Source organism: Syntrophorhabdaceae bacterium, assembly GCA_036504895.1.
Classification (GTDB): domain Bacteria; phylum Desulfobacterota; class Syntrophorhabdia; order Syntrophorhabdales; family Syntrophorhabdaceae; genus PNOM01.
The window spans coordinates 1-19,773 of sequence record DASXUJ010000107.1; the positions used below are offsets into that span (position 1 = coordinate 1).

At 50.5% G+C, this 19,773-nt stretch carries 16 protein-coding genes; 1 reads left to right on the forward strand and 15 read right to left on the reverse strand.

What is annotated here, in order from left to right; all coding sequences use genetic code 11:
- The 15 genes from VGJ94_15300 to VGJ94_15370 all read right to left on the reverse strand — a co-directional run.
- Window positions 1-899: glycosyltransferase (locus VGJ94_15300; protein HEY3277983.1), on the reverse strand; the 899-nt coding region annotated here is incomplete at its 3' end.
- An 83-nt stretch (window positions 900-982) separates the two neighbouring features.
- Window positions 983-2,104: a glycosyltransferase gene (locus VGJ94_15305; protein ID HEY3277984.1), complete on the reverse strand. Its 1,122-nt coding sequence runs from the start codon at window positions 2,102-2,104 to the stop codon at window positions 983-985.
- A gap of 14 nt (window positions 2,105-2,118) precedes the next feature.
- Complete coding sequence (locus tag VGJ94_15310; GenBank protein ID HEY3277985.1) at window positions 2,119-5,037, reverse strand: DUF2341 domain-containing protein; 2,919 nt, start codon at window positions 5,035-5,037, stop codon at window positions 2,119-2,121.
- Between the two features lie 135 nt (window positions 5,038-5,172).
- Window positions 5,173-6,462, reverse strand: a complete 1,290-nt coding sequence (locus VGJ94_15315; protein HEY3277986.1) for a DegT/DnrJ/EryC1/StrS family aminotransferase — start codon at window positions 6,460-6,462, stop codon at window positions 5,173-5,175.
- Between the two features lie 31 nt (window positions 6,463-6,493).
- Window positions 6,494-7,207: an acetyltransferase gene (locus tag VGJ94_15320; protein ID HEY3277987.1), complete on the reverse strand. Its 714-nt coding sequence runs from the start codon at window positions 7,205-7,207 to the stop codon at window positions 6,494-6,496.
- Window positions 7,208-7,223: 16 nt separating this feature from the next.
- Window positions 7,224-8,000 carry an acetyltransferase gene (locus tag VGJ94_15325; protein ID HEY3277988.1) on the reverse strand — a complete coding sequence of 259 codons (777 nt, stop codon included), beginning with the start codon at window positions 7,998-8,000 and terminating at the stop codon, window positions 7,224-7,226.
- Window positions 8,001-8,020: 20 nt separating this feature from the next.
- Window positions 8,021-9,346, reverse strand: a complete 1,326-nt coding sequence (locus VGJ94_15330) for an ABC transporter ATP-binding protein (GenBank protein HEY3277989.1) — start codon at window positions 9,344-9,346, stop codon at window positions 8,021-8,023.
- Window positions 9,346-10,173 (reverse strand): ABC transporter permease, encoded by an 828-nt coding sequence (locus tag VGJ94_15335; GenBank protein ID HEY3277990.1) that lies wholly within the window; start codon window positions 10,171-10,173, stop codon window positions 9,346-9,348. The genes VGJ94_15330 and VGJ94_15335 overlap by 1 nt, the downstream gene beginning before the upstream one ends.
- A gap of 156 nt (window positions 10,174-10,329) precedes the next feature.
- Window positions 10,330-11,070 (reverse strand): CpsD/CapB family tyrosine-protein kinase, encoded by a 741-nt coding sequence (locus VGJ94_15340; GenBank protein ID HEY3277991.1) that lies wholly within the window; start codon window positions 11,068-11,070, stop codon window positions 10,330-10,332.
- Window positions 11,071-11,172: 102 nt separating this feature from the next.
- Complete coding sequence (locus tag VGJ94_15345) at window positions 11,173-12,519, reverse strand: AAA family ATPase (protein HEY3277992.1); 1,347 nt, start codon at window positions 12,517-12,519, stop codon at window positions 11,173-11,175.
- Window positions 12,520-12,604: 85 nt separating this feature from the next.
- A complete protein-coding gene (locus VGJ94_15350) occupies window positions 12,605-14,005 on the reverse strand; it encodes a hypothetical protein (protein ID HEY3277993.1) in 1,401 nt (466 codons plus the stop codon).
- A 16-nt stretch (window positions 14,006-14,021) separates the two neighbouring features.
- Window positions 14,022-14,756, reverse strand: a complete 735-nt coding sequence (locus VGJ94_15355) for a polysaccharide biosynthesis/export family protein (GenBank protein ID HEY3277994.1) — start codon at window positions 14,754-14,756, stop codon at window positions 14,022-14,024.
- A gap of 282 nt (window positions 14,757-15,038) precedes the next feature.
- Complete coding sequence (locus VGJ94_15360; GenBank protein HEY3277995.1) at window positions 15,039-15,731, reverse strand: response regulator transcription factor; 693 nt, start codon at window positions 15,729-15,731, stop codon at window positions 15,039-15,041.
- Between the two features lie 315 nt (window positions 15,732-16,046).
- Window positions 16,047-17,000 carry an XrtA system polysaccharide deacetylase gene (locus VGJ94_15365; GenBank protein HEY3277996.1) on the reverse strand — a complete coding sequence of 318 codons (954 nt, stop codon included), beginning with the start codon at window positions 16,998-17,000 and terminating at the stop codon, window positions 16,047-16,049.
- Window positions 16,966-18,486 carry an exopolysaccharide biosynthesis polyprenyl glycosylphosphotransferase gene (locus tag VGJ94_15370; GenBank protein ID HEY3277997.1) on the reverse strand — a complete coding sequence of 507 codons (1,521 nt, stop codon included), beginning with the start codon at window positions 18,484-18,486 and terminating at the stop codon, window positions 16,966-16,968. The genes VGJ94_15365 and VGJ94_15370 overlap by 35 nt, the downstream gene beginning before the upstream one ends.
- 597 nt (window positions 18,487-19,083) lie before the next feature.
- Between VGJ94_15370 and VGJ94_15375 the strand changes: the two genes are divergently transcribed.
- On the forward strand, window positions 19,084-19,521 hold the full coding sequence (locus VGJ94_15375; GenBank protein HEY3277998.1) for a response regulator: 438 nt from the start codon (window positions 19,084-19,086) through the stop codon (window positions 19,519-19,521).
- Window positions 19,522-19,773: the final 252 nt, after the last annotated feature.

Genomic DNA, 19,773 nt, shown 5'->3' on the forward strand with positions numbered 1-19,773 from the left:
TTCATATAATCCGGTATTGCCGGAATGTCGTACCCCGTCCTGCCGAATCTACGCTGGTCGGCGATTGTTATAAAATGCCTGACTAGTGACTCGAATGCATATCGTCTCGCCTCCGTCATATCTCCTGTATTTTCATATCCCAGAGACAGGGCAAATAATTTATGACGCACAATATGGTCAATAATCATCTGACATTTTTGATCAAGGTGGGAATATATAGCCTTGTAAAAAGGGATCAGCCTCTTCTCCAGCTCCTTCCAATCCTGATTGGCGCCGAACCATACACCGCCACGATGGATTACATAGACACCCATTACTTCGTTGATGTAGATCGCATTTCCATGACGCAAAGCAAGTATATATATCGGCCAGTCTCTCATCGGTAAATTATTGATCCAATCCGGCAGATGCCTGATTAGATCAGTTCTTATTACAACCGAGCATGTGGGAAAAAGATTGTCCAGGAGGAGGTCCTCAATGGTGAGACGTTCAGCCATATCTGCCGGACACCAAAAAGATTTCCCGGAAATGTTTTCATCTTGAACTATCGAAACATTATGAGCACAGAGTACACACTCCGGATGAGCATCTAACAGATCGACCTGTTTTTGAAGCTTTCGAGGGGAAACCCAATAATCGTCTCCTTCAAGAAAAGCCACGTACTCCCCCCTGCAAGTTTTGAGCACCAGATCCATATTGCGATGCATGCCTAAATTATGTTCATTCAACAGAAGCACAAATTTTTCAGGATACCGTTGTTTATATTTTATTAAAATATCCCTGGTATTATCGGTGGAGCAGTCTTCGCCGACCACCACCTCATAGTCGAAATTCGTATTCTGCATGAGAATGCTATCGAGGGCTTTTTCGATAAATTCTTCATGATTGTAAGTTATCATGGCTACGCTGAGTCTTATAGGTGATCGACTTGACATGCGGGGCGGACCTCGTTAACTTTTTTTGACGGCAATAAGGAATTAAGCTAATCTAAATTTCTATATTGATTGAAATACCGATACATTTTCGGAAACTGTAAACGCAAGAAATTCTTAGGCACCATCGTGCCTTTGAAGGTCCCTATGACATCCGGCAGTGAGGCGGTGACAACGGACCGTTCACCGGAGGTGAGCCCTTGGATCGTCATTCTCAGATGTTGCAGGAGAGCCCTCAGTGCGTAGGCCCTGGCATTACCCCAATCGCCCCTGTTCCCATAGGTTTGGGAAACGAGAAAAAGCTGGTATCGCAGAATCCGATCAATACTGCCCCTGTATTCCCGCCCTATATTTTTCCTGAGGGCGCGCCACAGATCAATCCGCGCTTCCTGTTCCTTTGCCCAGTGATTTCTATACCAGTTCCATTGACCTCCGGAATGAACGAAATAGACGCTCATTTTTTCATCCATGTAAGCAATCCTGCCTCTACGGGCGGCGAGGATAATGGCAGGCCAATCCCTCATTTGGAGCGAGTCGACCCACTCCGGAAGGTCCACACACACTTCCCTTCTAAACATCGCTGAGGCGGTGGGAATAAACATATCGAGCGGCAACAAGCGCTCCATGTCGATCCATTCCACTTTTTCCAAAGTCGGGTTTGTGTTCCTTCCTGAAAGGTTATTCCAGCTAACCGGTGGGGCAACTGAATTCTTCTTCCTCTCGGGAAGAGCAAATTTCTCCCCCTCATATTCCGGGTCGAATTCTATTTCGGCATCATGAAAGCACATGGGGCATTCGGGGTGACTATCCATAAAATCAACCTGTTTCTGCAATTTTTCCGGAGAAGTCCAGTAGTCGTCACCTTCGAGGCATGTCACATACCGGCCTTCACAGGCCTTTAGCACCCCGGCCGCGTTCTTATGCATTCCAAGATTCCTATCATTCAATAAAACCATGAATTTATCCGGGTACCGCCTTTGGTAGTCGAGTACTATATTTCTGGTCCTGTCGGTGGAGCAGTCCTCACCGATCACCGCTTTGTAGGTGAAGTTCGTCTTTTGCATGATGACGCCCTCAAGCGCCTTTTCGATAAACCTTTCATGATTGTACGTGATCATTGCGATACTTACCTTTATATTTGGCTCAGCTGGCATGGAGCTCCTCAAAAACATTCTGCCTCCTCTTTCTACTTCACTATGTATAACGTCCTGTCGATAGTCACTCCATTATATGAGGCAGTGACGACATCGGACGTGTTGAAGTAAGGAGTGTGGGTTATTATTGTGAAGGTGGCGCTGCTGGCTCCTGCGGCCACGGTCACACTATTAGGCATGGAATCGGGCCAGAACAAGCTCAAACTACTCGTCAAGGATACTACGACTCCTCCGCCGGGCGCGGGCCCGCTGAGTGTTACCGTCCCCTCCGAGCTACTTCCCCCCACTAATGCAGATGGATTCAATGAAAGAGAGACGAGCGTTACAGAGGACTCCGTTACGGTAAGGGTCACATTCACGGTCTGAGGCGTATTCGTCGCACCTGTGGCCGCGATGGTGATCGCCTTCGTGTAAGTCCCGGCGGCGAGGCCCGAGATATTGGCGGAAGCCGTGAGGGTGCCTGCCCCTGTGCCGCTTGCGGGGGTCACGGAGAGCCAGGCGGGAGCGGTCTGGTCAGCGGTGGCGGTCCAGGTGAGCGTGCCTGCGCCGCCGTTCGAGATCGCAATTGTCTTGGACGTGGGATTGGAGCCTCCCTGGGTGGCACTGAAGGAGAGGGAGGCGGGGCTCAGGGTTATGGTAGGTGAGGACGCCGTTACGGTAAGGGTCACATTCACGGTCTGAGGCGTATTCGTCGCACCTGTGGCCGCGATGGTGATCGCCTTCGTGTAAGTCCCGGCGGCGAGGCCCGTGATATTGGCGGAAGCAGTGAGAGTTCCTGCCCCTGTGCCGCTTGCGGGGGTCACGGAGAGCCAGGCGGGAGCGGTCTGGTCAGCCGTGGCGGTCCAGGTGAATCCGTTTTGGTTCATATCGGACAATGTTATACTAAGCGTTTTGGACGCGGGGTTGGAACCTCCCTGTATCCCGGTGAAACTCAAAGCTGCAGGCACGAGAACGAGTCCGGGCTGCGACCCAAGGGAAACAACCGGCTCGGGAAAAGCGAATTTTCGCACACGTATCCAATCTACTATAAATTGATTCGAGGTCCCCTCCGTATAAGACATGAGGAAGGCGGGCAGATTAGAACCGGGTACATTGGAAGTTACCGTCTCGGTATTACTCAATTCAAATTGGAAACCCGCGACGTTAGGGCTTGCTCGGAAAACTCCTAACGTGTGCCAATCGGAATCCGCTGCTTGTGCCATTGCATGCCAATGAATGTCGGCCTGGCCGCTCAGCTTTGCCTGACGGTTCCAAGTGGTGGTGGCGGTAGGCAGGCTCGGATGGAAATCATCCACTATTCGGACTACGTCCCCGAAAGCGGAGTCGGCCATCCCTATTTCCACCACGTTATTGAGAATACCTTGCTGAGGATGGGCGCCAAAAGCCTCTACTATGTAATTCATACCGAAAGTCTGTTTACTTCCGATTCTTACGAAAGAAGAACTGGTTGCATTGAGTGTCAAGAGCCCTCCCGACAGGGTCGCCTGACTCGCACTTCCATTCAATATGTTCCATTTGGAGGTGTCAAGGCTCGTACCACTGAAACCGTCGTAAAAATCGAATACGAGCGACGGATCTCCATACATGGAACCACTCACTGCAGGCTGAGTAGCAATACCCATCTGGAAAGTGTCTCCCGTATAGGACAACACGTAAGTATCGCCGACCCGCGTGAGGGCCCCCCGGAAGCTATTGACGGCATCCCATCCGGAGGAAGCCACGGGCAGGAGCAATCCATGCTTTGAGAAGGTTTCACCATCCGTCGTTGTGGCATAGGCAGTTTGCCATGGTGAATCTTTGGTTGAGCTCGCGGCGTAGCCTATGTAATAAGTTCCCTGATACTCGTAAACCCAGGGATCTGCGATAGTTCCTGCGTCATATGATCCCGGGCTTCCGAAGGAGAGAACCGGATTACCCACATATTTTGTATATGGGCCGAGGATATTGTCAGCGTACGCATAACCGACCTGTTCGGTGGGAGGACCACTGCAAATACCTCCGTCATACTGTCCTCCGGTCGAGTCGGCCATATACATCATCCTCCATTTCCCATCAGCCGCTCGAGACACATAAGGCTCATCGACCCTGCAATTCTCCCATGAGCCGGGGGTAGGTTGCAGCACCGCAATGGGCGCACTGTAGGGACCGGTAACTGCCGTAGCGGTGATGACTGATATATTGATTGGCGGAGGCTGAGTAAAATCAGAGAAAAAGATATACCACATCCCCTCGTGATGCACGAGGCAAGGTGCAAGAGAGCCTATAACCGGTGAGTTGAACACATTCCCATGCCAGTGCCATGAAGCGGGATCGGCAGGAGTGTCGGACCAGACCAACCCTATACCGGCATTCCGGTAATTTGCAAATATCAACCAATAGTGTCCGGTAACGCTGTCATATACCATATTCTCTGCTAACAAACCGACCCCGGCGCCGGAATCACCGATAGGCCTTATCGGGTTTCCTGCTGCTCTTGTAAAAGGTCCCGTCGGCGGAAGTGGAATGGTTGAAGGGGTTGCACTCGGATTTCCCCAATAGAGAAACAAAGTACTATTTCCCACAGGTAAAGAGGGAACTTTTGCCCAAATGGTAGCCTGCTGAGAAGAGGAATCCCAGGCTTCGATCCAGAACGGAATCAATGTCACCCCATCTGCCGCAGTAATGCGCAAATCGCTTCCGTCAGCTTTTGCACCCGCAAAATAGAAGGTAGAATCCAGTTGTATCCTCGTTTGATACTCACTGAGGGCTGATTGACCCGCATTGGAAATTGTGACGGAACGACGATACGACCAATCCGGGTCGAACCATGATTGCGCAGAAGCACATGCAGGCCATAGAAATCCCAGGACTGCGACAATAACCCACATGGTCCTCAAGTTTTTCGAGATGTGGCGCCATCCATTTTCTTTTGGGTCTCTTCTCCGATGAAAAGGTAAAACGGCTTTATTCATTCTGCCTCTCCCTAAACACGTAATATTTATAACAGGAGGACCCGTTATTATCGCCGGATGTGTGCCCTGTAAATTTTTCCCGCCCGTCGATCGATCATTGAACAGGTTTTTCGCTATCACCGCACTTCTTGTTTGTCATTTATTAGAAGCTGAAATGGACTGGTAGTAGAACGGTCCCGGTTCGTGACCCCGGTTTTCCATTACTCCGGAAATCTCCTGAAGTTTCTCCGTTATTTGGTCGACATTGTTTACGATAAAGCGGATAATTTGGCAAGTGCGTTTGATATCGTCAATAGTTACGGCAGTGCCCGTAGGGAGGGCAAGCACCCTATCCGCAAGCATTTCCGTAACAGGCAACACTAGTCCCGCATGAGGAAAATAGGACCGATACGGTTCCATCCGGTGGCAGCCGGGATAGAAATAGCGACGCGCTAAAATATTTTCGGAATGTAAGATCTCCGCTACCCATTCTCTTGACACCCCGGTTATCGACTTATCTATTTCAAGGATTATATATTGATAATTAGATTTTTCCCAGGGATCATATTTAATGAGACTCACGCCGGGCAGGCCCTTTAATTCCTCCTCATAACATTGATAATTGCACCGGTTTACATTAATGAATTCATCTATGCTCTCGAGGTTGGTGAGGCCCATCGCCGCCGAAAGCTCATTCATCTTTCCGTTTGTTCCTACATAGATTACATTGTCATAACCGGAAAAGCCGAAATTCTTCATCAAGCGGATCCTTTCGGCCAGTTTATCGTCATTGGTGGCGATAGCGCCCCCTTCGCAGGCATTAAATATTTTTGTGGCGTGGAAACTAAATATCTCCGCGTTTCCAAAACTGCCGATCATCTTTTGTTTATAAGAACATCCGAAACTATGAGCGGCATCAAAAATGATCTTCAGTTGGTGGATGGACGCTATTTTTTCCAAAGATTCTATATCGCATGAACGTCCCCACAGATGTACCCCTATAATTCCGGTTGTTCGGGGAGTAATCATCTTTTCGACACATAATGGGTCAAGAGTATGAGTGTGGGGGTCAATATCACAGAAAACGGGGGTGATCTCCTGCCATTGTAGCGCATGTGCCGTGGCTACAAAAGTAAAGGAAGGCACGATCACCTCACCGCGCAATTCAAGAGCCCGTATGGCCACCTCGAGCGCAACGGTGCCGTTACACATGACAATGCAATTTTTGACGCCTAATCTATCGGAAAGATGTTGTTCGAGCTCCTGCACGTAAGGTCCGTTATTGCTCAGCCATCTTCTGTCAAGCATGTCTTCTATTCGTTTTAGGAAACGCTCCCGATTGCCGATATTCGGACGTCCGACATGGAGTGGCTCCCGAAATTCAGGAAGGCCGCCAAAGAATGCAAGATCCTCAATATTTGCTTTCGTATTCGACCTCTTCTTTATTTATTTTGGAAATGACAGAAAAGCGGCTCAATTAGGAGTAAAAATGTTTTGAAGTTCTTTCAGCACTCGAATGGGAAAGGGTATTGACAATTCTAGCCGGTACGCCATAAGCCAGGGTATTTTCCGGGATATCAGACAGAACTACCGCACCCGCCCCTATTATTGAGCCGGCACCAATCCGCACCTGGTCTTTTACGGTCGCACCGATCCCTATCCATGAGCCCCGGCCTACGATCACATTCCCCGCCATATGAACTCCCGGTGAAATGTGACACCCATCTTCAATCATGCACTCATGATCGATACTCGCACATGTATTGATAATGACGTTTTCTCCAATCGTGGAGCAGGGATTAACAACCGCTCCTGCCGCAACGACAGTGCCTGCGCCTATTTGAACATCATTGGCGACAATAGAGCGGGGATGTATGGCGGAGACCAGGGTAAAGCCTTTTTGCCGGACATGTGCGGAAATCAGGAGACGAGAAGCGCAGTCCCCAAACCCGAGAGTCATATTTTTTACACCCTTCTCGAGAAGGACGTCCAATTGTTCCTCTCCACCGATTATAGGAGCTCCACAGAAATTTGTGTGATGACTGAGATGATTTTCATTGTCGATAAAACCCAGGATTTCATATCCACCCATCAGGCGCAGAATGTCGGCCACAACCATGGCATGACCGGAAGCGCCCCAGATTACAATCTCTTCCGATTTCTTGGAAATAGCATTTTTGACACCATCCATTCTGATCGTACCCCCTTCAGATCCTGGTTCTTGAGCCGCCGGCCCCGCCTTGAGAGCGACTCCCGTGCATAGATGTGATATCGGAACGTGATTGCCTTAGTCCGGGAATTTGTCGGCCATCATCTCCTTTGAATAATTCCAACCCGCCCGGATTGGGTCCACTATGGCCCTTCGGCGGCCGGTTGAGATATATTCCTCCCGGCTGAGTGTCCCTCGTGATTGACACACCCGAGCCAATCACGCATTCCCGCCCGATCCTGATGCCTTCTTTGATGGTGGCGTTTGCCGCTATAAAAGCATACGCTCCGATTACCACGCCGCCCAGGAGTACCGCGCCGGGACCCACGAAGGAATGATCTTCCAATACCGCATGATGACCTATAACTACCGAAGATGTCACGATCACATTGTTGCCGATAGTGACGAAAGGCTGAACTGAGCTGTTTTCGCCTATTACGCTGTTTTTCCCGATTACCAGCCCGGGCCACGTGGAAGACCTTGAACTTATGAAGTTTATCAAGTCGTACCCTTTGGCTATTGACTGAAAGTATCTTTCTTCCCTCAGCCTGTTAAGACGTTGAAAGCTGACGGAGACGATCATCTTGAAACGGGAAGGAGGGAAAACGTTTTCTATGATATCAAATGGCACCACCGGCAACCCGAGCAATTCGCCTTTATTTATATATTCGCGATCAACGGTGAAGCACGCTACTTCATAGGGAGAATCGTGGGTAAAATAGAAACAGGCAAGTTCGGCAAACAAACCATCTCCAAAAATGACCAGTCCTTCCATTTATGCGTCTCCTCGCTTTTTCATCCCTGAATCCGGCTGGACTCCTGTCCGGTGTTGACGGTCATAAACCTATCCCGCCCTGTTTCTTCCAAGACTTCCGTCTTCCAGTCGAGCATGGGCTGGACTACGCCGGGCTCGCGGCCAAACCATGCTCCGGGCCTTTCTTTGAAATCCGCGATATCAAAACAGACCGCACTCTTGTGCTCATAAATTACAGTACTTTTATCTTGCACGACCAAAAGCACGAATTTGTGCTGACCGCTATTCAGCAATTTACCCGGGAAATGACAGATACTACGGAGCAGGCCCGCAGGCATCGGCCGATCGGACCAGTCGGAATCAAATATGCTTGCCGTGGAGAATGCAATCAGCCCCTGATCGGTATATAGATGAAGAGTGATATGCAACTGCGCGTCCGGAACAAGATTCCAGTATTCCACCTCAACCCGGAAAGGTGTCTCCATGGTCATGGGCTCAGAAAGAGAACTTTGTTCGGGCCTGACCCGCACGCGGTGGATACGTACCATATCGTTGCCGGGAGCTTGGGTTGGATCCTCCCACACTTCCTCCGATAGGTTCGAGCTCTCGCCCACTCCGGCTACATAATCGGCCACCACTCTTCCGGCGGGACCATCATCGACTTTTTCCCCATTTTCAAGCCAAACGACCCGGCTGCACAGACTGTTCACCGCGATCATATTGTGGCTTACGAAAAGAACCGTCCGTCCCCCTTTCGCTACGTCGCCCATTTTTCCCAGACACTTCCTCTGGAATGGGGCGTCGCCTACGGCAAGGACTTCATCTACCAAAAGAATCTCCGGCTCAAGGTGAGCGGCTACGGCAAAGGCCAATCGGACATACATGCCGCTCGAATATCTTTTGACGGGGGTATCGATAAATCTTCCCGTTTCGGCGAAGGCTACGATTTCATCAAATTTTCTCTTTATCTCTTCCCTGGGCATTCCCAGAATGGCGCCGTTGAGGAAGACGTTCTCCCTTCCCGATAATTCAGGGTGAAATCCGGTCCCGACCTCGAGGAGACTTGCCACCTTTCCCTGCACTTTCATATGACCGGAAGTCGGCTCCGTGATGCGGCTCAATATTTTCAGTATCGTGCTTTTGCCCGCACCGTTGCGCCCTACAAACCCGACTATTTCCCCCTGCTTAACCTCAAAGGAGACGTCTTTCAGGGCCCAAACAATCTCCTTAGTCCTTGCATGGTTGCCTCGCCGCCTGAATAAAGTTTTGGCGCCTTCAGTGAGATGATCTTTTAAGGAATCCTGATATTTCCCCACGGAAATCTTGTACTGTTTTGAAAGATTTTCAACCTCTATAATAGTTTTCATCAGATCACATCCGCAAAAGTAAGAGACATCTTTCTGAAGAATAGAATTCCGCCCAGGAGCAAAAGGAGCACAACGGTAGAACTCATCATGATTGCATTCAAGTCAGGATTGGCCTTCCCCAGCAATGCCCATCGAAAACCCTCGATGACCCCTGTCATGGGATTAAGATTATAGAAGGGCCGCCACTTTTCCGGCACCATGCTGACGGGATACACGATGGGTGACGCGTACATCCATATCTGTGTGATAAAAGGGAGGGTATAGGCTATATCCCGATATCTGACGTTGAGCGCCGTAAGCCATAGCCCCACTGACAGCGCCGTCATTGCGGCAAGGAACAGGAAAAGGGGGATGGCAAGGATCGACCAACTCCAGACTACCCCATACCAAATGATCAGTCCGATGAGAATGATGAATGAAAGAATAAATTCCACAAGCGGAGAAAGCACGGCCGAAAAAGGTATGATCAGCCTGGGGAAATAGACCTTCGTGATGAGACTGGATTCATTGACGAGACTTGTGCCGCTCCGGCCTAAGGCCTGGGCGAAATAGGTCCATGGGACCAGTGCCGCGTACGCAAAAACAGGATATGGCACACCATCCGAGGGTATCTTCACGAAGGTGCCGAAGACGACGGTGAAAATAGCCATTGTAGTAAGAGGCTGCAGAATCGCCCATAACCCGCCTATTACTGTTTGTTTGTACCGTATTTTTACATCACGCCACACGAGAAAGTAAAGGAGCTCCCTATAGCGCCAGATATCGGCGAAACTGTCGCCGAAGGTTTTTTTTGTTATTCCCGATAATGCACAAGACAAATGCGTCATTTTCACCACCTTGATTCTTTTATTATGCTCCCGCACCGGCTATGCGACAATACGCATGTCGTGGGAGGGGCGCCTCATTCGGGGGAGGCGTTTCGTCCGACCCTGTTCCCTTCAATAGTGTAATCATGAGGGCGCAGCAAAAGGGGCGGCTATTTTTTAGAGGTACTTATCGACAAAACGGGGTATATAGCTTCGTTGTTTATTAAAAACTATCCCAAGCAGGGTGCCTCCGCTTTCAAGGATGAGCTCCTTTGCTTCCCGAGCTACCTGCCAGCGTGTTTTTTCCGCTTCCACGACCAGAATTACCCCGTCTACCCTTGCCACGATTGCGGGGCCGTCCGGAAGCGTAAGGGCCGGTGGAGAGTCAACGATGATCAAATCGAATTTTTCCTTAAGAGGCTTCCAGAACTCGCCGTCTGCTACCGCTTCAAGAATTTTTGGGGTACACATCGTCTGCTGGAAGAGGGGCAGCACGAAAAGGCTACTCTCCTCTACCTGGCACAGACATTTCTCGAGAGGTTCTTCCTGCTTTACCAGGGCCTCGACCTCCAATTCCGGCCTCAATCGCCGGAAGGCATTCAGTTCGGGGCGACTTCTGTCGAGGTCCACGAGTAGAACGGTTTTATCCATCCTCATGGCGGTTGTTCTTGCCAGTTCCCGGGCCACCGTCGATGCTCCCTCATTCGAGCGTGAGCCTACGACAAGGATGGACGGGTGCCTGACATCGGGCAAAGATGACCGGATCCTGTGGTAGAGAGTGACCATCTCCTCTTCCAATGGGCTTACCCCGGCTACGCTGTGGTGGCCATTCACCGGCCATTCAAAGACCGAACTCTCCCTAACCGGCGGGTTATCCACTACCAGGCCGTGTTCGAGGGCGTCAAATATTCTGCTCATTGAACCTCCTCTTATAAGCTTGCGGGCGGCCTGGATGCGGGTAGCCCTCGCGCTCATTCAAATTATTTTGATAAAGGTCCATATCGGCGCCTTTCAATTTCATTAATCGTTATCCGGCTTCCTCTCCGGCACAGTGACTTTTGGTAATGCTATAGTCGTGCCTGCGAGAATAAGGTTAGGATTCGTGATATGGGGGTTTTCCTTTCGAATCAGATTCATGATATCTGCATTGAAGTTTCCATAGGTCTGCTGCGCCAGCTTGGAAAGGCTGTCGCCCCTGGCTACGGTCCTTTTGGTAAGGGAAGGCTTATTAGGGGCGCTTGAAGAGGCGGGCCCGTCGGCAGCCGTGTGAGGTTGAGCGGTTTCTTTAAGGCCCTTTCCCGTATACTTCGCTTTCTGATCGACGGTTTCGGGGGCTGGCGCGCCAGAAGCAGACCGATGGGCTGCAACTGTTCCTTTGGTCTCCTCTTCCTTAAGGTTTTGGTCCCCGCCGTTGATTGATCTTCCTTGCTCGGCCGATACGAGCGGCTTTATTCTGCCGAGCACGCTTTCCTGATATGGCATGAGCCACATAACTCCCAGGATAAGTAAGGCCAGAGCGGATGTTCCTATAAGCCACCGTCTGAACAAAGGCAAAGGCTTCACGCCCTTTAAGTCGCGGATAACCTCAGTTGCAATCTTCTTCGTTATGGGCTTTTGATGATAACCGAATCCCGTGATAAGCGCGTTGTCGCAAAGGATATTGATGATCCGGGGGATTCCCATCGAAGCATCGATAATTCGCTTCAATGCAGAGGCTTTAAAGGTCCGCTCGGGCGAAGAGCCGGCTTTCGAAAGCCTGAACTTCATATACTCCAGACTCTCCTTTTTTGTGAGGGGCAGGATAGTTGAACGGATCGCGAGGCGCTGCTTCAGCGGGCGAAGCCTGTCGCTATCCAGAAGTTCGGCAAATTCCGGTTGCCCTACCAGAACTATTTGAATCAATTTATCTGTCGGAGTTTCGAAATTGGAAAGCATGCGTAAATTTTCCAGCGTATCGACCGGCATGTTTTGGGCTTCGTCAATGACCAAAACCACCGAATTGCCTGCCTGATATTCGTCGATCAGGAACTCATACAGTCCGTTCGCCATCTCCGTGGTGTCGTCACTTTCGAAGGTAAGCCCAAGCTCCCGGTAGACCGCTTTCAGAAGTTCCTGAAAAGTGAGCATGGCATTGAAAATGTAGATTATTTTCAGTCGCTTTTTTTGAACCGACTGCAAGTATGACCGGAGGATGGTTGTTTTGCCGACCCCAACACCCCCGATAATGGCGACAAAGCCTTTTCTCTGTTCTATGCCGTATATGATCGCCGCCAGGGCCTCTTTGTGGCTCGGGCTGAGGTAGAGGAATTTCGGGTCCGGCGTTATATGAAAAGGCGGCACGGAAAGGTTGTAAAAAGTTAAGTACATAAATCACCTTTTAACGGCACTATTCGAGTTACGGTTCGTTTTATACGGGTTTGCTCTTCAGATTTTTTAAAAATAGCAGCGGGCATCAGGCCTCACCAAGTCTCTTGTTGGGAATCGCAACCAACACGGGTATGTCGAGACGCCGTTCGGCGCCGTGTGGCAGGGTCATGCCTGAAGCCAGCAGTTCGAGAAGAAACGCAAGGCCGACGCCTCCCGCAATGCCAGCCAAAATACCGAAACCCATCATTTGCTCCTGGGTAAACCGCTGCTTCTTTTTCGCCGATCCTGACCAGGCCTTCTCGACCACACTTATTGCTGCCATCTTTCGACGGTCCATATCGTCCATGATCTGGGACTCTTCGAGTTTTTTTACGTAGGCCTGATGGCTTTGCTCATTCTCCGCCACTTCCCGCTTCAGGTTCTGAACGGTACGCCCGTGGGTATCGAGGGTCTGAATATCGGCTTCCAATTGCCGCGTCTGTTTATTCAGTCCTTCGATTCGCGTGTTTACGACGCTCACCTCACCTTCTGCCTTTTGAAATTCCGCCTGCCGAAGCATTTCAATATTTCTTCCTATCGAAGCCTTCGTGTGCTCTATTTCCTGGCGGACCGCCTGTACAGCCCTACTGCCGCTGGTATACTTATCCAACAGTTCCCGCTCTTTCTGCTCAAGCACGAGCAAAGGCGCCCTTATCTCCACGATAGTGGTGGGAATCCACGCAGAACTCTTTATCCACGCCGCTCTTTGCTGCAATTCCCCCCTCTGGGTCTGGGCTGCTCTCAGGCTCGCCTCTAGAGCACTCCGTTGGGAAATCAAAGTCGATCGCTGCTCTTCAAAGGAAAAGACCCCATATTTTTTTCTAAAATCGGCAAACTCACCCTCCGCCGAGCTCAGCTTTGTCTGAGTCGCCTTCATCTTATTTTCGAGAAAAGGAGTGCCTGCGCCGCTAAATACCTCCAGATGTTTCTCCTTAAAATAGTCTACAAGAAGGTTCACGGTTTTTGCCGCCAGCGACGGGTCCTTGTGGGCAAAAACGATTTCGATGAGGCTGGTCCCGGGCAGGATCGTCACTTTAAGGTCTTTCTCAATTTTCGCTACGGCTGCTTGCGTTCGCCTCAATCCCTCCTTCGGCACATTCCCGAGCTCGGGGTAGAGGTTCTCCGGTCCCGCGTTCTCTGCTGCCCTTGTAAGAACATCGCGGCTGGTCAGAATATTCATTTCACCGTTAAGGATAGCTTGAGGCGGTATTGAAGGCGCCGATGCAGATTTAGGTTCTTCCGGTCGCTGAAGGAACTCCCGTCCGAACTTCACGAGCAAAACGCTCTTTGCCTCATAAAGGCGTGGGAGGCTCCTGGCGTAAATGGTAACTCCGATAAATATCACGAGGAATGAAATGAGTATGATATATTTATGTTTGAAGATTATCGTAGCTACATCCCGTGCGTCCGTAAGGTCGACCGGTTTTCTTGAATGCTCTGTATACATACAAACCTCCAATACCCTAATGATTATTAACCGATTGACCAGCCCAATAGTACGTGAGAGGACTCCCCAGTCCCGGGATAACCCTGGTTATATATTCCTCCACCCATTTGTCGACCCTGGCGATATTCGATTTCGGCACATAAACGATGTCCATGGGCATAAGGGCGATATTCTGTTTGAAATCGCTCCCGTCTATCACCTTCCTTAGATCAACCATTGTCGCTGCGGGTTTGCCGTCAAAGTCCTTACGAATAACGATCACGTTGCTCAACCGTGCCGTCTCCCGGAGCCCTCCCGCTTGAGTGATGGCCGTCATTACTGTCGTGGCGCCTTTCAGTTCTATAAAACGCGGCCCGCCTACTTCGCCATCGACAAATACCTTTTGCTCGGCGTAGGTTCTCACATTAATAGCTATTTCCGGTTTATTGAGTTCGGAAGCGATCACTCTCATAATCCTCTCTCTTAATTGCAGGGGAGTCAAACCGGCCGCATTTACATCAGGTGCGAATTGCAATGAAACACGGCCATCGGGCCTTACCGGCAGGTTGAGCTCGTTGTATTCAGGGTGGAATGCAAATTTGACATCTATGACGTCACCAGGCACAATTACATACTCCTTTAGCGGATATGCCAGTGCATGCTGGTTCAAACTTGCAAAAGGAGCCGGATCAATAACCGCATTTGGCGCGCATGCCGCCAGGCCAATTATGATCGCCAAGACACTTATCCCTTTCAGCTTCCCCAATCTCATTTTTACTACCTCCTCATAAATGTTTATTTGCGGAATCTTCCGGGTGAATTGTTTAACTGGGATCCAAAAGATAGGCTACCGCCACTGGCCATGATGGCTTTGATTTGCTCTGCATCTGAATAACATCGTTGTAGTCATGTTTCGCTTTCATGAAGCTTCAAGTGCTTATGGTAAAAGTAACTGTTCCCGACTATCCTTTCTGTCCCCTAATATTGAATTGCTCCGTAAACACATTACCGAATCACGCGTCATCATTTTGATGACAGGTAATCAAGGGGGATTCTAAGACTTGTCACAGAGAGAGTTCGACTCACCGTTACCGAGTCCATGGGCCGTCGCATACTGGATGAGCTCATTCGTTCTTTTAAGGCCTGTCTTTTCAAGAATCCTGAGCCTGTAGGTTCTCACCGAGTTCGTGCTCACGTGAATCGTCTCCGATATTTCTCTAACGGTTTTCCCCTTGCCGAGCATACACATTACCTGAAATTCCCGGTTGGACAGCCGCTCGTGGGGCGCCTTTTGAGTGTCCGACTCGAAATCGACGAGGATCTTCTCAGCCAGCGCCGGACTCACATATTTTCCGCCGGATAATATTTTCCGGGCCGCCTCAACCAATTCATTCACCACAGCCCGCTTGGTTACATAGCCGCACGCCCCGCTCCTTAGCACGCGCATTCCGTATTCTTCTTCGGGATACATGCTGACGACAAGGACAGGGGTCTTTCGTTTGCCTTTTTTTACTTCCCCTAACACATCGAGCCCGTCCATGTCGGGAAGCGAAAGGTCAAGGATAATCAAATCAAAAGGGTTGTTACGGACCAATTCCAGAAGCTCGTGTCCTGTGGAGGCAAGGGCGATATTCACGGGAGCGAAATTCCTCAAAATAATCTCCTGCAGTCCCCTCAGCACCACCGGATGGTCATCGACGATCGCAACATTGATTATAGATCCGGCACCTTCTCTTATGGCAGTCACGCGACCTCCTTCTTTCCGACAACCTTATCGCTTACCCCTGTGTCATAGAGAGCTTGACGAGGCTCCATGGGCCGGTAGTTACGGCAACCAGCTTCCCCTTCCGACCCTCCCCCACGAGCCGGTTCACTAAATCATCAGAACCATCCATGGGATGCCGATACCTGTCTCCTGTCGCAGCACTCTACCCTCTTACAATAATCGGGATTACGGTCCTTGGCTGTCACGGAACTATGAATTGCTTTGTAGCTGTTATCACACACCCGATGTACGCATTTTCGTTGAAGAGCCATTCGGTTACCGTTCTCACTAGGTCCGTCACGCGCGAACGTCCGACGTAGGACATGATGGACCCTGAAGGTATTCATTGCAGCCGGTAAAGCGGAGACCTTGAAAACTGGACAAAAATAGATTCATTCGATGGAACGTGAGCTCAAGGTTACGGTAATGACGGAACCGGCTCAGAGGACTGATCTGCCTCACGTGCGGTTGTACGGAGTCGAGCTCCCATGGATGAAAATAGAAGAGATAGAAACCGTGGTTCTTGATAATCCGGTTCACGCCCCACATAAAAAGGGACGAGGGCCAAAACCTGAAATACCCACCGCCTCCCCACGGAATTGTGAGACTCTTGAATTGGAGATTACTGATGGGAAGCTCCATCAATCCACTATTCGAGACATAATGGCCGTTATCGGGGTCCTTGTGTATCAACTGCAATTGACCATACCGACTACTGACGGCCGCACGGTTCCAGCTTGAGTCATATCGATACCCTTCCTCCTGCAAAAGGTCCATGACGCGATCGCTAATCGAGAAAGCGGGCGCCCTGTAGCCCTTGACCGGGGCGCCGGTAATGTCTTCGAGAAGCGCCTTGCTTCGGTGAAAATCCTCTTTAAGCTCTGTCTCCGAAAGGAATGGGCAAAGGCTGTGGGCATAGCCATGGGAAGCAATCTCATGGCCCCGGGAGTGAATCTCCCTCACCAGGTCAGGATGTCGCTCTCCAGTCCAGCCAAGGACGAAAAAGGTAGCCTGCACATCGTAATGATCAAAGAGCTCGAGAAGAATTCTCGTATTCATTTGAACTTTTTGGGCGCAGGAGTCCCATCTCTTCAGAGGGTACGCCTGCCGCAGGTTTTCCACCTGAAACCAATCTTCCACGTCGACGGTGAGGATGATGGTATTGGCCATATTCATGGGATCAACGGTTGTTCCCGTTTCTCCTGCGGTTCCATGTCTATCTCGATCCTTGAGAAAGTATGACCACTCCAACCGTTCTCAGCAGAATCTTCAGGTCGAGAAGGGGCGACATGTTCTTGATGTAGTAAAGATCTGCTTCCAGCTTATCCAGGGCATCATCCACCGATGCGCCGTACCTGAGGATAACCTGGGCCCAGCCCGTGACGCCGGGTTTGACCGTATGCCGCACCGAGTAATGGGGCACTTCTTTCTCGAGCACATTTACAAATTCAGGACGTTCAGGGCGAGGGCCTATGAAGCTCATTTCCCCTTTAAGGATGTTCCAGAGTTGAGGGAGCTCATCTATACGGAACTTTCTCAGGTAGTGACCTATCCTGGTCACTCTGGGGTCGCCCTCTTCGGCCCAACGGGCGCCGTTTGCCTCGGCATCCTGCCGCATGGAGCGGAATTTTATGATAGTGAATACCTTGCCGTCCTTCCCCACCCTTGCTTGCCGGTAAAACACGGGACCTTGTGAATCACATTTTATGAAGGCGGCAATAAAGAAGAGTACCGGCAGGAGACAAAGGCCCAGAAGAGCAGAAAAAACGGTGTCGATAAGCCTTTTCATCCCCAGAAGGACATGATTATAAAGAAGAGAAAAACCGCGGGCGGATATAAACCAGGTGTCGTCTATGAATTTGACCGGGATGCGGCCTGTGATCTCTTCATATATCTCCGCGGCTTCCTTCACGATAAGACCGTTGAAGCGGGCATTCTTGAAAGTCCGGAGAGATTCCGGACTGCGATCATGGGACATGGCGACGATCACCTGCTTCGCCCCTGTTGAAGCTGCGACCCGGGCAACATCAAGACATGTTCCCATGACTGCCGGTGATCCACTACGGGAGGCAGCCTGAAGGTTATCATCAAGGAATCCCTCGACCCTAAGGGGGGAGTGGGGCGACTTGAGCATATGGTAGATGACCATACCCCTTCTTCCCGCTCCCGCAATCAGAACTGATGATTTAGCTGCTTCGGAACGGGTGTACCTGTCATAGATGAATCTCCAGCACGAAATCGCAAAGCAGATTATCAGGGATTGGGTGCCGAGAATCGACACAGGAAGGTAAAAGCCTGAATAATAGACTATAAGACATGAGGAAGCCATACCCAGGAGGGCGGCCAGGGCAACCCTTCGGATGCTGTCGGCGATTTTTTCGTCGGGCCTCTGGTCATAGAGGCGAAGCACAAACATCCAGGGAGAATAGGTGCAGAGCGTTGAGACGAGGAAGACCCACAAGGGAAAGGGTGATTCGTTCCATGCGATAATTGCGCTTAGAGTCAGAAGGAAGAGATCGCCGGCGGCAAGCAGCTCACCGGGACGCCGGAAGCGCAAAACCGGAGGTATTCCTGAATGCACCGTTGCCTGTTCTGCCTCGGGCCACACCGCCTCATAAACCGGATGGCCATAGGTCTCCATACCCAAGCCTCCCGTGATGGCCGTCAATTTCCTCTTGTGCAATCTTCGTGTCGGAACTGCCTCAACACCTTTCATCACTTCACCGCCATTCATCATGCCACCCCCTTCTATTTTGTTCATTACCGTCAAAGGTCAGGAATAATGTTCCATTTATGTCCTTGGGCCGGACAGGCTACCGCCCCTGCACCGTCTGTTCATTCCTTGGTGCGCGAGGCCTTCACCCGGCCCGAGGCTTTGTAATCTAAGGTGCTGCTGCCCATAATCCTGACAAGGGATCCACGGCCAAAGAACTGTTTGCATAAACGTAAGCAAGGCAGGCAGGGACGTCTGTCCCGGAAGGCAGGATAGTTTTGTAGAATCTTCAAATCCACGGAAGTGACCATTTACATGACACGCACTATTCACCGAGATTGGAGTTGCTATTCGGGCGAAATAAAGGACCTACCGTCTGACCGCGACAGTGTGTACGCGATTCTGCGACGCCCAATAGCCCAAGACGGTGACAGAGAATTCGGATGACGGTAATTAGATTGGTATGAGGGGAGTGACGGGTTACCCGCTCCCGACCGGCTGACGGGTCGCTGAAGAACGAAACTTCGCAGGCCGGGTTTGATCACCGGGAAGAAGTGTGACCGGAATGGATTGGCCTATGGAAGAGAGGCAATATGACTAATGTGTGCCGGAGAGGTAATAATGATCGATAATCGTGAGTTTATCTGCGAACAACAAGAGACGCTGTCGGGGGGACAATTGGTAGATTGCCTGAATGTTCTACTGGTGGACGACAGCGAGCCGATCTTAGCGGTTCTGAAGGAATTCCTCGATTTCAGCGGCTACCATGTAATTACGGTGGATAGCGGCTCCAAGGCGCTGGAAACAGTCTCCCGTGGAGGAATAGATTGCGTGATATCAGATTACCACATGCCTGACATGGACGGCCTGGAGCTTCTGAAGATAATGAGGGCGCTGGGGTGTTCGGTTCCTTTTTTTCTTATGACCGGGTCTGCCCCTGAAGAGTTGGAAGACAAATTAGATGGTATAGGCATCGACGGTTTTATACCAAAGCCTGTTGATTTTTCGGAGATGTTGGGGTGCATCTCGCGGGTAACGGGGGCCAGGCAGACCGCGTGACAAAAAAGCAGTGTGGGGCCGGAAATGCGATCTCATGCCCGCGGGTATTATAAGAAAGCGGCGACGAATAATGGGACCGCCAGGAGATATCGAGGATTTTCTACCATTTCTCGGATGGACCCCGCCAAAATAAAGGGGCATTCCAATATTCGACACTCTTTGTTGAAAATCGGTCACACAAGAATAATATTCAGATAGGGCTCCGGCTTCTGTAGGTCGGGTCTCGGGTATAATCCGGACCGGAATCGAACT

Bases quoted from the DNA above. Each gene is read 5' to 3' on its own strand.
- VGJ94_15305 (HEY3277984.1), bottom strand. From the start codon at position 2,104: ATGTTTTTGAGGAGCTCCATGCCAGCTGAGCCAAATATAAAGGTAAGT.
- VGJ94_15310 (HEY3277985.1), bottom strand. From the start codon at position 5,037: ATGAATAAAGCCGTTTTACCTTTTCATCGGAGAAGAGACCCAAAAGAA.
- VGJ94_15320 (HEY3277987.1), bottom strand. From the start codon at position 7,207: ATGGATGGTGTCAAAAATGCTATTTCCAAGAAATCGGAAGAGATTGTA.
- VGJ94_15325 (HEY3277988.1), bottom strand. From the start codon at position 8,000: ATGGAAGGACTGGTCATTTTTGGAGATGGTTTGTTTGCCGAACTTGCC.
- VGJ94_15330 (HEY3277989.1), bottom strand. From the start codon at position 9,346: ATGAAAACTATTATAGAGGTTGAAAATCTTTCAAAACAGTACAAGATT.
- VGJ94_15335 (HEY3277990.1), bottom strand. From the start codon at position 10,173: ATGACGCATTTGTCTTGTGCATTATCGGGAATAACAAAAAAAACCTTC.
- VGJ94_15340 (HEY3277991.1), bottom strand. From the start codon at position 11,070: ATGAGCAGAATATTTGACGCCCTCGAACACGGCCTGGTAGTGGATAAC.
- VGJ94_15345 (HEY3277992.1), bottom strand. From the start codon at position 12,519: ATGTACTTAACTTTTTACAACCTTTCCGTGCCGCCTTTTCATATAACG.
- VGJ94_15350 (HEY3277993.1), bottom strand. From the start codon at position 14,005: ATGTATACAGAGCATTCAAGAAAACCGGTCGACCTTACGGACGCACGG.
- VGJ94_15355 (HEY3277994.1), bottom strand. From the start codon at position 14,756: ATGAGATTGGGGAAGCTGAAAGGGATAAGTGTCTTGGCGATCATAATT.
- VGJ94_15370 (HEY3277997.1), bottom strand. From the start codon at position 18,486: ATGATGAATGGCGGTGAAGTGATGAAAGGTGTTGAGGCAGTTCCGACA.
- VGJ94_15375 (HEY3277998.1), top strand. From the start codon at position 19,084: ATGATCGATAATCGTGAGTTTATCTGCGAACAACAAGAGACGCTGTCG.